Origin of the sequence: Caballeronia sp. LZ001, from assembly GCF_031450875.1 — a bacterium.
GTDB lineage: Bacteria > Pseudomonadota > Gammaproteobacteria > Burkholderiales > Burkholderiaceae > Caballeronia.
Genome location: NZ_JARTVX010000004.1, coordinates 535,910 through 548,599 on the forward strand (window position 1 = coordinate 535,910; position 12,690 = coordinate 548,599).

The window sequence follows — 12,690 nt, forward strand, 5'->3', positions numbered from 1 at the left end:
CGTGTCTCACGCGGCGTTGCGCGTTGAAGAGCCCTCGACCGATGAAAGAAAAACTCGCGCTGACAGACCGCTTCTACCAGATATGGGCCTTCGCGATGCCCGTGACGTCGTTCCTCGTGATGCCGAGCATCCAGGGCACGACGATCGGCTATCTGATGTGCTTTCTTTCGGTGCCGCTCGTGCTGCTCTTCGGCGGCAAGGCGCGCAAGAACTGGATGCACTTCCTGATCGCGGCCGTGGTCGTATGGCTTTTGATGTTCTGCACCTCGCAGCTCGCGGACGTCATGGCGCCTTTCGATCCCGACTTCAGCAAGGTCGCGATGGTCGACGACACCGACCTCGTCACGTTCATCCTGCGCAAGAGCATGTTCACGCAGTCGATCTACGTCGCGGCGGTGGTGCTCTACGCATCCTACGTCTACTACTTCTACAAGCCGACATGGGACCAGTGGATTCTCGTGGCCGTGACGCTCTTCGCGCTCTACGGCATGTACGAAGTGGTCTACTTCGTCGCGACTGGACAGCCGGGCGACTTCATCTCGAACCGTGCATTTGGCGATCAGTTCGGCAAGGGTATCGTGCGTTCGGACGGCACCGTGAACGGCAGTTCGTTCCAGCAGATCGACATCAAGGGCTTCCCCATTCAGCGGCTGAAGGCGCTGACCGGCGAGCCTTCCATGTACGCAATGTCCATCTTCCCTTTCTGGGTGTATTTCAACGCGACCTCGCGCGTACGCTGGCCGGTGTGGGTCATCGGCATTTCGCTCATCATGAGTACGTCGTCGACGGTGCTGATCGGCTATGCGGTTTATGCGCTGATTCGCATGCGCAAGCTCGGCATCAACCCGATCAAGGCGTTGATCGCGCTCGCGGTGGTGTGCGTGATCGCCTATCTCGCGCAGGACTATATCGCCGATCTGTTCCAGCAGATGGTGATGGACAAGCTCGAAGGCAAGAACGAATCGGGCTCGGACCGTTCGATGCTGGTCCTGAATTCCGTGCAGATGTGGCTTGGCGCGACGCCGATGAATCAGTTGTTCGGCATCGGCTTCGGCTACATACGCTCGACCGATTTGTTCTCCACGTTGCTCGTGAACACGGGCGTGGTCGGTCTCGTCGGCATCAGCGCGCTCATGCTGTATCCCGCGTTCAAGCTCGACTGGGACGCGCGCGGCATGGCGCTGCGTCAATGCTGCGTGGGCACCTGGCTGATGATGATGGTCTCCGTGCCCGAGTTCGCCTATCTCGCACCGTGGACTTTCGTCGCGATGGCTTACGTGCGAGTGCGCGCGCTCAAGCAGGCCAGGCAGCAGTCGCATGACCGCGACGCCGCCGTCGTCATCGATCAGACGCCTATCGGCACCGACTTCGGTACGAACGCTAAACCGCATTCGGGTCCGCGTGTCGGCTCGCCCGTGGGACCGCGTCCCGCTATCGGCAGCCGCATGAATCCGCGCGGACGTCATCCCTGAAGCGCCTCGGTGACCCTTCGGGCAGTGCGCGCACTGCCCTCCCGCTTGCCTGCGACGTTCTACAATGGTGGTTTCGACCACCGGACCATGACATGACGAACGTGCGCATGGCCGGGCAACCAGGGAGCACAACATGGCGCAAGTCACGACCGATTCCGGCCTCAAATACGAAGACATCGCTGTTGGCGAAGGCGCCGAAGCCGTCGCGGGCAAGACGGTGAGCGTGCACTACACGGGCTGGCTGACCGACGGACAGAAGTTCGATTCGAGCAAGGACCGCAACGACCCGTTCGCCTTCGTGCTGGGCGGCGGCATGGTTATCAAGGGCTGGGACGAAGGCGTGCAAGGCATGAAAGTGGGCGGCACGCGCCGTCTCACCATTCCGCCGCAACTCGGCTACGGCGCGCGTGGCGCGGGCGGCGTCATTCCGCCGAACGCCACGCTCGTGTTCGAAGTGGAACTGCTCGACGTCTGAGCGTCGACGCCATGAACGCGCCAGTCCATCGTCCAGGCATTTCGCTGCGCCGCTATGAAGCGGTGCAGGCGACGGACGAGCACGACTTCCATCAGATCGTGCTCGGCTTCGACGGCGCAATGGGCATGGCGGTGGACGGGCGCGAGTCACATATCGACCGGCATCGCGCGTGGATCATTCCGGCTCACGCGCGGCATGAATACTGGGCCGAGGGCGTGAATCGCCAACTCGTGCTCGATCTTCCGGCGACGTCGGTAGCGGTGCCCGAGCGCTTTTTCGAACGCGCGCGCACCGTCGATCTCGATTCCGCGATGACGCAGCTCGTCGCCGATATCGCGCTGAATGCAGGCATTCACGATGGCCGCTTCGCCTGGCAAGCCGCCGCGCATCTGTGCGGCGCGTTGATGGCCGACGCGGGCGCATCCGTCGTGGCCGAAGCGCGTGGCCTCGACTTCGCGCGCATCGACCGATGGCTGCGGCTGCATTTGTCGGAGCCGCTGCGCATTGCCGATCTCGCCGCACACTGCGGCTTCGGCATGCGGCGCTTTCATCAGCTATTCAGCGAGGCGTTTGGCGAGACGCCGCATCGCTATCTGCATCGCTTGCGGCTCGATACCGCGCTTGCGTTGCTTGCCGATCCGCGCGCCGCGTTGTCGGACATTGCGCTCGATGTCGGTTTCGCCGATCAAAGCGCGTTCACGCATGCGTTCTCGAAGCGCTTCGGCATAGCGCCTGGTCTCTGGCGCAATGGCCTGAGAGCGCCTGACCCGCGTCAGCATTGAAGACGTAAAAAAGCCCGCCGGTCATCGACCAGGCGGGCTTTCTTCATGCCTCAACCAGCTAACGAATCATTCCACCGACAGTTGCAGATGCAATTGCGAGCGCGCGACGTCGCCCTCTTGCACGTCGCTTGCATTGTCGCGATCCGACTGCGATTGCGGCGCAAGACGCGCCGATTCGATCCGGTCGAGATACTCGGTCGTGATGTCGCCGGTGATGTAGTTGCCGTCGAAGCACGAAGCCTCGAACTCCTGCAACTCAGGGTTGATGTCACGGATCGCGCTTTTAAGGTCGGCCACGTCCTGATAGACGAGATAATCCGCGCCGATCATGCGCGCGACTTCTTCGTCGCTGCGGCCGTGCGCCACGAGTTCACCGCGCGTGGGCATGTCGATGCCATACACGTTAGGGAATTTAACCGGCGGCGCGGCGGACGCGAAGATCACCTTGTTTGCGCCGGCGTCACGCGCCATCTGCACGATTTCATGCGAGGTCGTGCCGCGCACGATTGAGTCGTCGACGATCAGCACGTTCTTGCCTTTGAACTCGATGGCCATGGCATTGAGTTTCTGGCGCACCGACTTCTTACGCACCGCCTGGCCCGGCATGATGAAGGTGCGGCCCACGTAGCGATTCTTGAAGAAGCCTTCGCGATACTCAACGCCGAGCTTCGCGGCCACTTGCATGGCGGCGGGACGCGAGGAATCGGGAATGGGCATGACCACGTCGATAGGCACGTCCGGCAGCACGCGCTTGATCTTCTCGGCAAGATAGTCGCCCATGCGCAGACGCGCGTTGTAGACGGGCACGCCGTCGAGGCACGAATCCGGACGCGCGAGATACACGAGTTCGAAGATGCAGGGGTTGAGCGTCGGTTTTTCGGCGCATTGATGACTGTGGAGGTTGCCTTCCGCGTCGATGAAGATGGCTTCGCCCGGCTCGACATCGCGCACGAACTCGAAGCCCACGCCTTCCACCGCCACCGATTCCGACGCCACCATCCATTCCACGCCCGTCGCGGTTTCCAGCTTGCCGAGCACGAGCGGACGAATGCCGAACGGATCGCGGAACGCGACGAGCCCGTAACCCGCGATCAGCGAGACGATCGCGTAAGAACCCTTCACCCGCCGATGCACGCCCGCAACCGCCTTCCAGAGCGCGGCGGCGTCGAGTTGCAAGCCCGAACTCGCGAGCTGCAGTTCATGCGCGAAGACGTTGAGAAGGACTTCCGTGTCCGACGCCGTGTTGATGTGCCGGCGATCGATGCGGAACATCTCGTCCTTCAACTGCGTCCAGTTGGTCAGATTGCCGTTGTGCGCGAGGATGATCCCGAACGGCGCGTTCACGTAGAACGGTTGCGCTTCTTCCTCGCTCGATGCGGAACCCGCCGTCGGATAACGCACTTGCCCGATGCCGACCGTACCCGGCAGGCTGCGCATGTTGCGCGTGCGGAACACGTCGCGCACCATGCCATTGGCTTTGTGCATGTGGAAGTTGTTGCCGTTCGCCGTGGCGATGCCCGCTGCGTCCTGGCCGCGATGCTGCAGAAGCAGCAAGCTGTCATAGATCAGCTGATTGACGGGACTTTGGGAAACTACACCTACGATGCCGCACATGGCATGGTCCTTCAAAGAGTCGAAACGGGGTCGACGGGGTCGATAGGCGGTGCCGGTCCGCACCGCCTGTTCGCAGGCGGGCGCCGTATCGCGTCCCTCATGTAGCCAGCCGTTCGTCTATTGTGCGACGTTTCGCGCCGCGTCGCCGGCATCGGGGGCCGGGGCGACACGCACATACGCGGCAAGCGTAGCGGGGAGCAGCGGTTTCAGTTCACGCACGCCTTGCTCGGCCATGGGCGCGAGCAGCGCATTGCGCCAAAAATCTTTCTGCGGCAGTTCGGTCAAGCCCGCCAGGGCGACCAGGATGACTACCAATATAGCCCCTCTGGCGAGGCCGAACAGCAAACCCAGCGAGCGGTCGACACCGCGCAGGCCGGTGACTTCGGTGATGCGCGTCAGGAGCGCGGACAGTACGCTCGACAGAAGCAGCACGGCCGCCACCACCAGCAGGAACGCCACGAGCCATTGCGTCAATGCACCGCCCGGCCACGTGGACGGTATGTACGGCACGACGACGCTGACGAAGCGCCCTGCAATCAAGATAGCCGCCACCCAGCCGACGAGACCGAACGCTTCGGCCAGAAAGCCGCGCCACATGCCGCGCAAGGCTGACAGACCGATCACGACGAGCACGGCATAGTCGAAACTGGTGAACATCGAGCTTCTGGTTCGCCTCAGTTCGCTGGCCGCTTGCCACCGGCAAGTCCGGCTTGCCGCACCTTCTGAAGCGCCGCCGATGCCGCCGTGCGATCCGCAAACGGTCCTGCGCGCAACAGAGCGCGCGTGGAGCCGTCCGTTTGCTTGCGATGTTCGAGATATGCGGGCACACCGGCCGCTTTCAACTTGTTGACCCAGTTTTGCGCGGCGGTTTCGTCGTCGAAGGTGCCGATTTGCAGCACGAAGCGGCTACCGGCCGGTGACGAAGGCGAGCTCGGTGCGTTGGCGGCGGTATTGGCTTCTTCAGCGGGCGCGACCGGCTGCGGCTTGGCCGCCTGAGTTTTTGCGGGTTGGCTCGCGGGTGCCGGGGACTTTGCTTCCGGTTTGACCTGCGCCTGTTGCTGAACTGGCGCCGGCGCTTGCGCGTCGGGCTGCGCTACGCCCGCCGCCACGCCGTTCGATGTCGCCGCGGGGCCGTCATGCGCGACGCCGGCTTGCGTGTCGGCATCGGTGGCTTCGCGCGATTGCTTCACGGCAGGCGCGGGGCGGCTTGGAATATCGATGGAGATATCGTCGGTGACGGGCTTCGGGCGTGAGTCCAGCACCATGGGCAGAACGATGACCGCGGCCAGCACGAGCGCGATTGCGCCGACCAGCCTGCGCCGGGCACGCTGCTTTTCGGGCAGCGTGGGGTCGAGCATCATCGCGTCGGCGTTGGTGCGCTCGGGGCGGCGCGTGCTGCGTTCCGTGCGGACGGTATGACGCGTGCCGCGCGGTGAGTCGGAATATGCGTCGCGACCGGAGTCGTCTTTCTTGCCGAACGAGAAAAGTCCCATGTATGGCTTGGTGCGAGAAGCTTGGTGCGGGGGTTTGCCTTGCGGCTGACCGCCAACCGTCTCAGTGATGCTGCGATTTCCGGTATGCCATGACGCCGGCAACCGTGTAGAAACTACCAAAAACCAAAATTCTATCATTTTCGGACGCACGACTTAACGCATCTCGAAATGCTTCGGCCGGTGTGTCGAATTGTGAAACGCTGCTGTCGGGGCCTTCGTTGACACCGGCATCGCGCAAAACCTTGGCCAGGCGGTCGGTCGACGCGGCGCGCGGAGTAGGCAACGCGCTCACGTTCCAGTGATCGACCTCGCCCTTGAGCTGATTGACGATGCCTTCGATGTCTTTGTCGCCCATTGCGCCGAACACCGCGTAGGTGTACGGAAAGTAGCCCATGTTGCCGAGATTCTGACCGAGCACGGCGGCGGCGTGCGGATTGTGCGCGACATCCAAAATGATCTGCGGTTTGCCCGGCAGCACCTGGAACCGCCCCGGCAACTCGACGTTCGCCAGGCCCAGCCGGATATCCTGCGCAGACACGGCCAGACGGTCGCGCAGCGCTTCGAGCGCCGCCAGCGCGGCCGACGTATTGATGAGCTGATTCGCGCCCCTCAACGCCGGGTAAGCCAGCGCGGAACGCCGTTGTGCGCGTCCGATGTAGCTCCACTGCTGGCGCTCGTTGCCCGGCTGCGCTTCGTAGCGAAAATCGCGGCCCACGAGCCACAAATCCGCGCCGATCGCCTCGGCATGATCGATCAGGCTTTGCGGCGGCGTCGGGTCGCCGCAAATCGCGGGCTTGCCCGAGCGGAAAATGCCCGCCTTCTCGAAGCCGATTTTCTCGCGCGTATCGCCGAGATAGTCCGTGTGATCGATGTCGATACTCGTGATCACCGCGCAGTCCGTATCGACGATATTGACCGCGTCCAGCCGCCCGCCGAGCCCGACTTCGAGCACCACGGCGTCTAGTGTGCGCGAGGCGAAGAGATGCAGGATCGCGAGCGTCGTGAATTCGAAATAAGTCAGCGAGACCGGCTCGGCGAGACTCGCGCGCGCTTTTTCCACGGCCTCGAAATGCTGCAGCAACTCGGCGTCACTTGCCTCGACGCCATCGACGCGCGCCCGCTCGTTGAACGAAAGCAGATGCGGCGACGTGTGACAGCCCACGCGATAACCCGCGCGCAGCAAAATGGTTTCGATGATCGCGCACGTCGAGCCCTTGCCATTCGTGCCGCCGACGGTGATGACCGGGCAGGCGAAGGAAAGCCCGAGCGCTTCCTTCACGCGACCGATGCGCGCGAGACCCATGTCGATACCGACCGGATGCGCCGCTTCGAGATGAGCGAGCCAGGCGTCGAGGGTGGGGAAAGTGTTCATTTTCGAGATCGGGAAACAAAAGCGCCGCGCGGAACCTCGCGGGTTCACGCGCGGCGCGGCGCTGCATTCGAAGCCGTCAGGCGACGGCGTCGGCGGGCTGTCGGGTCATCAATGCCATCAACTGGGCAATTTCCTCGCGCATCTTGCGGCGATCCACGATCATGTCGACGGCGCCCTTCGTCATCAGGAACTCGGCGCGCTGGAAGCCTTCCGGCAGCTTTTCACGCACCGTCTGCTCGATCACGCGCGGACCCGCGAAGCCGATGAGCGCTTTCGGCTCGGCAATCACCACATCGCCCAGAAACGCGAAGCTTGCGGACACCCCGCCCATGGTCGGGTCGGTCAGCACCGAGATGAACGGCAGTTTCGCCTCGGCCAATTTCGTAAGGAGCGCAGTGGTTTTGGCCATCTGCATGAGCGAAAGCAGGCTTTCCTGCATGCGCGCGCCGCCCGAAGCCGTGAAGCAGATGAACGGTACGTTCTGTTCGAGCGCATTGCGCGCGCCGCGCACGAAACGTTCGCCGACCACCGAACCCATCGAGCCGCCCATGAACGAGAACTCGAAGCACGCCACGACGCACGGTATGGTGTGGATTGCGCCGCCCATGACGACCATGGCGTCGGTTTCGTCGGTGTCTTCCATCGCCTCTTTCAGGCGGTCCGGATACTTGCGGCTGTCCTTGAACTTGAGGGCGTCGACCGGCAAGACTTCCTGGCCAATTTCATAGCGGCCTTCCGGATCGAGCAGACGATCGAGCCGCTCGCGCGCGCCGATTCGCATGTGGTGGCTGCACTTCGGGCACACATGCAGATTCGCCTCCACGTCGTTGCGGTACAGCACCGCCTCGCACGCCGGACACTTCACCCATAGGCCTTCGGGAATGCCCTTGCGGCTTTTGGGATCGGTCTGTTTGATCTTGGGCGGCAACAATTTGTCGAGCCAGCTCATCGAATTTCCTTCAGTGTTCAGACGGTCGCGGCGCCGCGCCGAGGGAATCCGGCGCGGCCGCGACTGCGTTTTTACTTGGCGGCGTCGAGCGCCGCTCTGATTTCCGCGATGAATGTCGTAAGCGACGCCGCGGCAATATCCGGCGGCGCCTCTTCGAGCAACTGCACGAGCCGGCTGCCGATGACCACGGCATCCGCGATCTCAGCCACCGCGCGGGCAGTTTGCGCGTCGCGGATGCCGAAACCCACGCCCACCGGCAGCGGCACATGCGACTTGATGGCCGGGATTTTACTCGCGATGCTGGAAACGTCCAGATTTGCCGCGCCGGTCACGCCTTTCAGCGAGACGTAATAGACATAGCCGCTCGCAATCTTCCCGACCGCCGCGATACGTTCGTCGGTCGAAGTCGGCGCCAGCAGGAAGATGGGATCGATGCCGGCCGCGCGCATTTTCGTGCCGAATTCCTCGGCTTCCTCGGGCGGGTAATCGACGACCAGCACGCCGTCGACGCCCGCTTCGTTCGCGGCCGCCGCGAAAGTGTCCGCGCCCATGCGTTCGATCGGATTGGCGTAGCCCATCAGGACGACCGGCGTTTTGTCGTTGGTCTGGCGAAAACGCGCGACATCGGCAAGCACGCGCTTGAGCGTCACGCCGCGCGCCAGTGCGCGTTCCGACGAGCGCTGAATGACGGGACCGTCGGCCATCGGGTCCGAAAATGGCACGCCCAGTTCGATGACGTCCGCGCCGCCTTTCGCCAGCGCGTGCATGAACTCGACGGTCTGTTCAGGGTTCGGGTCGCCCGCCGTAATGAACGGAATCAGCCCCTTCTTGCCTTCGGCGGCGAGTGCCGCAAATGTAGTTTTGATGCGTGACATGAGAAATTCTCGCAGTCGTATTCGTGGGCGTCAGACGTCGTTGTCTCAGCATCTGACGCGTTTCAGCGACGAAAATGGCGCTATCGGGCAGCTTCCGGTACGAGACTGACGCTAGGTGCGCGCAAAACCTGCAATCGATCCTCGCGTCCCTGCGCCGTGCGCTGTTCAGCGATCGCACAGTAGTCCGCGTTTATCTCGTATCCGGTGAAGAGCCGTCCGTGACGCGCGCAGGCAACGCCCGTGGTGCCGCTGCCCATGAATGGATCAAGCACGCGGCCGCCCGGCGGGCAACTGGCAAGCACCATCCGTTCGATGATCTCCAGCGGCTTTTGTGTCGGATGATCGACCCGTTCCGCATGCTGCCGGTGCAAACGCGACACCGACCACACGTCTTTCGGGTTGTAGCCCATCTCCAGCCACTTGCTGCCTTCGAAAATCTTGCGCGAGCGCGCCTTCTTCGTCACTGCGTCGTAAGGAATGCGCACTGGATCGAGATCGAAGTAATAGTCCTTCGATACCGCGAAATAGCCGATGTTGTCATGCACCGACGAGAATTTTCGCGTCGTTCCGCCCATGCTCGGTACGCGCCGGTCCCAGACGATTTCGTTGACCATCATCAGGCGGCGCTTGAGAAACACGAACAGCTCTGGCGAATACTGCCAGGTGCAAAAGATATACATCGAACCGCTTCGCTTGAGCTTGGGCAGGGCCAGTTCAAGCCAGCCGTACGTCCATTCAAGGAAGGCGTCTCCGGACCGCATGTCCGAGTCGTTCCCGTAGTCCTTGCCCAAACCATAGGGCGGGTCCGCGACGATCAAGTCGATCGACGCGTCGGGAATGGTTGCGGCATCGGCCAGGAAATCGCGATTGCGGATATCGATGTCGGCGCCCGTGAGCGCGCCGACGGACAACGGTTCGTCGATGACAGTGCGCATCCGGCCGCTCAGAACTGAATGCCCGATCGCTCGGCGACCGTGTGCATGTCCTTGTCGCCCCGGCCCGACAGGTTGACGAGCAGCACCTTGTCGCGCGGCAGCGTCTTCGCGAGCTTCGCGCCATACGCCAGCGCGTGACTCGATTCGAGCGCCGGGATGATGCCTTCGATGCGGCAGCAGTCGTGGAAGGCCTTGAGCGCTTCCTCATCCGTGATGCCGACATACTCGGCCCGTCCCGCGTCCTTCAGCCATGCGTGCTCGGGACCGACGCCTGGATAGTCGAGACCCGCCGAAACCGAATGCGTCTCGATGATCTGGCCGTTGTCGTCTTGCAGAAGATAGGTGCGATTGCCGTGCAAAACGCCGGGACTACCGCCCATGAGCGAGGCTGCGTGACGGCCGGTGTCCATTCCGTCGCCAGCTGCCTCGACGCCAATCAGACGCACGCCCTGGTCATCGATATAGGGATAAAAGATGCCCATCGCGTTCGATCCACCGCCTACGCACGCTATCACCGCGTCCGGCTGACGACCGGCCATTTCGGGCATTTGCACCTTGCATTCGTCGCCGATCACACGCTGGAAGTCGCGCACCATCATTGGATAAGGATGCGGGCCCGCCACCGTGCCAATAATGTAGAACGTGCTCTCGACGTTCGTCACCCAGTCGCGCATGGCTTCGTTGAGCGCGTCTTTCAGCGTCTTCGAGCCCGATTCGACCGGTACGACCGTCGCGCCCAGCAGCTTCATCCGATACACGTTCGCAGCCTGACGCCGCACGTCCTCGACGCCCATGTACACCACGCATTCCATGCCGAAGCGCGCGGCAATGGTGGCGGTTGCAACACCGTGCTGACCTGCGCCCGTCTCGGCGATCACACGCTTCTTGCCCATCTGGCGCGCAAGCAGCGCCTGGCCGATCACATTGTTGACCTTGTGCGCGCCGGTGTGATTCAGGTCCTCGCGCTTCAAATAAAGCTGCGCGCCGCCAAGCATTTCGCTCCAGCGCTTTGCGTGATAAATCGGAGAAGGGCGACCCACATAATGCTTCAGTTCGTAGTGATACTCCGCCTGGAACTCGGGATCTTGCTGAGCGGCTTCATACGCGACACGCAATTCATCGAGTGCGTGGATGAGCGTTTCAGACACGAAAATGCCGCCATATTGGCCGAAATGGCCTCTTTCGTCTGGTAAGTTGTACATTACGTCACTCTTCGGTGGTGAAGTGCCATTGCGGCGAATTCACGTTTTTATTCAGTTGGCATCCGCTTCGCGCACCGCGCGCACGAATGCCACCATCCGGGCGGGATCTTTCACGCCCTTGGCGCCCGGCGTTTCGATGCCGCTTGAGACATCGACCGCGAACGGGCGCACGCGCCGGATGGCTTCACTGACGTTTTGCGTGTTCAACCCACCACTCAAAACGGCCCGATGCCCGAGATCTGTTGGGATAAGTGACCAATCGAATATCTTCCCGCCGCCGCCAAAGCCCTCGACGAATGCGTCGAGAAGAATGCCGCCAGCATCTGCAAATTTAAGAGACGATTCTATCAAATCGCTCGTTGCAGCATCAGGCCCGATTCGCAATGCGCGCCAATAGGGCAAACCCGCAATTGCGGCCAACTCGGCGCATTGTTCGGGTGTCTCGTCGCCGTGAAACTGCAAAATGGACAGAGGAACGTTCGACGTGACTTCTCTCACCCATTCCGGCGTCGCGTTGACGAACAAACCGACTGCCGACACGAGGGGCGGCACATGCCGAGCCAGTTCGACGGCTTGCGCAACGCTCACCGAACGCGGACTCGGTGGATAGAAAACGAAGCCCACGGCGTCCGCGCCGAGCGTCACGGCGTGGCGCACGTCTTCGGCGCGGGAAAGTCCGCACAGCTTGATTCTCGTTCGATGAAGATCCCGTTCGCTCATTTCTCGTTCGCCCAGACGGCGCTCCACGGCATGCTTTCGATATGCGCAGGCGGCACCGCGAATTGCGCCGGATAACCGACTTCCGCCAGATATAGGCCGTCCGGCATGAAGGTCGGCGCGGCGATACGACGGTCGCGCGCGGCGAGTACGTCGGTCATCCACGAAACCGGATGTTTTCCCCGGCCAATGGCAACGAAGCATCCCATTAGGTTGCGTACCATGTGATGCAAAAACGCGTTGGCGCGAAACCGGAAGTGCACGAAGTTGCCCTGCTCGCGTACATCGATCCGATACACATGCTTGACCGGCGTTTTCGACTGGCAATCCGCCGCGCGGAACGACGAAAAGTCGTGCTCGCCGATAAGACACGCCACCGATTCACGCATCGCGCCGACATCCAGCGGCGTGTGCACCCAGCCAGCGCGTTTCGCGAGCATGGGTGAACGGACCGCATTGATGTACAACGCGTAATAGTACGTGCGTTCGAATGCGCTGAAGCGGGCGTGGAAGTCGTCGGGCATCGGCTTCGCCCACTGCACCGCGATCGTTTCCGGCAAAAACGCATTCGTGCCGCGCACCCAGGAAAACTCGGTACGGTCGAGTTCCGTGTCGAAGTGCACAACTTGGCCCAGGCCGTGAACCCCGGTATCTGTCCGTCCGGCGACCACCGTCTGCAAACGAGTCTGCGCAAACTCTCCGAGTGCGCGCTCGAGTTCGTCCTGCACCGTGTTGCCGTGCGGCTGAGATTGCCAGCCGGAAAACGCCGAGCCGTCGTACTGAACGCCTAATGCAATGCGCATT

The 12,690-nt window shown here is 62.3% G+C and carries 13 protein-coding genes; 3 read left to right on the forward strand and 10 right to left on the reverse strand.

Annotated elements, in window-relative coordinates:
* Window positions 1-41: 41 nt before the first annotated feature.
* From P9292_RS12765 to P9292_RS12775, 3 genes are all read left to right on the forward strand, one after another.
* Window positions 42-1,472, forward strand: a complete 1,431-nt coding sequence (locus tag P9292_RS12765; protein ID WP_244829134.1) for a hypothetical protein — start codon at window positions 42-44, stop codon at window positions 1,470-1,472.
* Between the two features lie 133 nt (window positions 1,473-1,605).
* Window positions 1,606-1,947, forward strand: coding sequence for an FKBP-type peptidyl-prolyl cis-trans isomerase (locus P9292_RS12770; RefSeq protein WP_244829133.1), 342 nt, complete (start codon window positions 1,606-1,608; stop codon window positions 1,945-1,947).
* A gap of 11 nt (window positions 1,948-1,958) precedes the next feature.
* Entirely contained in the window at window positions 1,959-2,729 is a 771-nt protein-coding gene (locus P9292_RS12775; RefSeq protein ID WP_250509825.1) for an AraC family transcriptional regulator, read from the forward strand.
* 66 nt (window positions 2,730-2,795) lie between these two features.
* Here P9292_RS12775 and purF read toward each other — a convergent pair whose 3' ends face one another.
* From purF to truA, 10 genes are all read right to left on the reverse strand, one after another.
* Window positions 2,796-4,343, reverse strand: a complete 1,548-nt coding sequence (purF, locus tag P9292_RS12780; RefSeq protein ID WP_244829131.1) for an amidophosphoribosyltransferase — start codon at window positions 4,341-4,343, stop codon at window positions 2,796-2,798.
* 117 nt (window positions 4,344-4,460) lie between these two features.
* The gene (locus P9292_RS12785) at window positions 4,461-5,000 is read right to left on the reverse strand and encodes a CvpA family protein (protein WP_309959305.1); all 540 of its coding nucleotides are present in this window, start codon (window positions 4,998-5,000) and stop codon (window positions 4,461-4,463) included.
* A gap of 17 nt (window positions 5,001-5,017) precedes the next feature.
* Entirely contained in the window at window positions 5,018-5,836 is an 819-nt protein-coding gene (locus P9292_RS12790; RefSeq protein WP_309959308.1) for an SPOR domain-containing protein, read from the reverse strand.
* A gap of 61 nt (window positions 5,837-5,897) precedes the next feature.
* Entirely contained in the window at window positions 5,898-7,208 is a 1,311-nt protein-coding gene (gene folC, locus P9292_RS12795) for a bifunctional tetrahydrofolate synthase/dihydrofolate synthase (RefSeq protein WP_244829128.1), read from the reverse strand.
* A gap of 76 nt (window positions 7,209-7,284) precedes the next feature.
* The gene (gene accD / locus P9292_RS12800) at window positions 7,285-8,157 is read right to left on the reverse strand and encodes an acetyl-CoA carboxylase, carboxyltransferase subunit beta (protein WP_244829127.1); all 873 of its coding nucleotides are present in this window, start codon (window positions 8,155-8,157) and stop codon (window positions 7,285-7,287) included.
* Window positions 8,158-8,228: 71 nt separating this feature from the next.
* Window positions 8,229-9,032, reverse strand: a complete 804-nt coding sequence (gene trpA / locus P9292_RS12805) for a tryptophan synthase subunit alpha (protein WP_250493108.1) — start codon at window positions 9,030-9,032, stop codon at window positions 8,229-8,231.
* Between the two features lie 80 nt (window positions 9,033-9,112).
* Complete coding sequence (locus P9292_RS12810) at window positions 9,113-9,967, reverse strand: site-specific DNA-methyltransferase (RefSeq protein ID WP_250466483.1); 855 nt, start codon at window positions 9,965-9,967, stop codon at window positions 9,113-9,115.
* Between the two features lie 8 nt (window positions 9,968-9,975).
* A complete protein-coding gene (trpB, locus tag P9292_RS12815) occupies window positions 9,976-11,169 on the reverse strand; it encodes a tryptophan synthase subunit beta (RefSeq protein ID WP_250509820.1) in 1,194 nt (397 codons plus the stop codon).
* Between the two features lie 51 nt (window positions 11,170-11,220).
* Complete coding sequence (locus P9292_RS12820; RefSeq protein ID WP_309959311.1) at window positions 11,221-11,889, reverse strand: phosphoribosylanthranilate isomerase; 669 nt, start codon at window positions 11,887-11,889, stop codon at window positions 11,221-11,223.
* Window positions 11,886-12,689: a tRNA pseudouridine(38-40) synthase TruA gene (gene truA, locus P9292_RS12825; RefSeq protein ID WP_250526535.1), complete on the reverse strand. Its 804-nt coding sequence runs from the start codon at window positions 12,687-12,689 to the stop codon at window positions 11,886-11,888. The genes P9292_RS12820 and truA overlap by 4 nt, the downstream gene beginning before the upstream one ends.
* Between the last annotated feature and the right edge of the window lies 1 nt (window position 12,690).

Coding starts and splice junctions, on each gene's coding strand:
- P9292_RS12785 (WP_309959305.1), bottom strand. CDS start 5,000: ATGTTCACCAGTTTCGACTATGCCGTGCTCGTCGTGATCGGTCTGTCA.
- P9292_RS12765 (WP_244829134.1), top strand. CDS start 42: ATGAAAGAAAAACTCGCGCTGACAGACCGCTTCTACCAGATATGGGCC.
- P9292_RS12790 (WP_309959308.1), bottom strand. CDS start 5,836: ATGGGACTTTTCTCGTTCGGCAAGAAAGACGACTCCGGTCGCGACGCA.
- accD (WP_244829127.1), bottom strand. CDS start 8,157: ATGAGCTGGCTCGACAAATTGTTGCCGCCCAAGATCAAACAGACCGAT.
- purF (WP_244829131.1), bottom strand. CDS start 4,343: ATGTGCGGCATCGTAGGTGTAGTTTCCCAAAGTCCCGTCAATCAGCTG.
- P9292_RS12775 (WP_250509825.1), top strand. CDS start 1,959: ATGAACGCGCCAGTCCATCGTCCAGGCATTTCGCTGCGCCGCTATGAA.
- P9292_RS12810 (WP_250466483.1), bottom strand. CDS start 9,967: ATGCGCACTGTCATCGACGAACCGTTGTCCGTCGGCGCGCTCACGGGC.
- P9292_RS12820 (WP_309959311.1), bottom strand. CDS start 11,889: ATGAGCGAACGGGATCTTCATCGAACGAGAATCAAGCTGTGCGGACTT.
- trpA (WP_250493108.1), bottom strand. CDS start 9,032: ATGTCACGCATCAAAACTACATTTGCGGCACTCGCCGCCGAAGGCAAG.
- P9292_RS12770 (WP_244829133.1), top strand. CDS start 1,606: ATGGCGCAAGTCACGACCGATTCCGGCCTCAAATACGAAGACATCGCT.
- folC (WP_244829128.1), bottom strand. CDS start 7,208: ATGAACACTTTCCCCACCCTCGACGCCTGGCTCGCTCATCTCGAAGCG.
- trpB (WP_250509820.1), bottom strand. CDS start 11,169: ATGTACAACTTACCAGACGAAAGAGGCCATTTCGGCCAATATGGCGGC.
- truA (WP_250526535.1), bottom strand. CDS start 12,689: ATGCGCATTGCATTAGGCGTTCAGTACGACGGCTCGGCGTTTTCCGGC.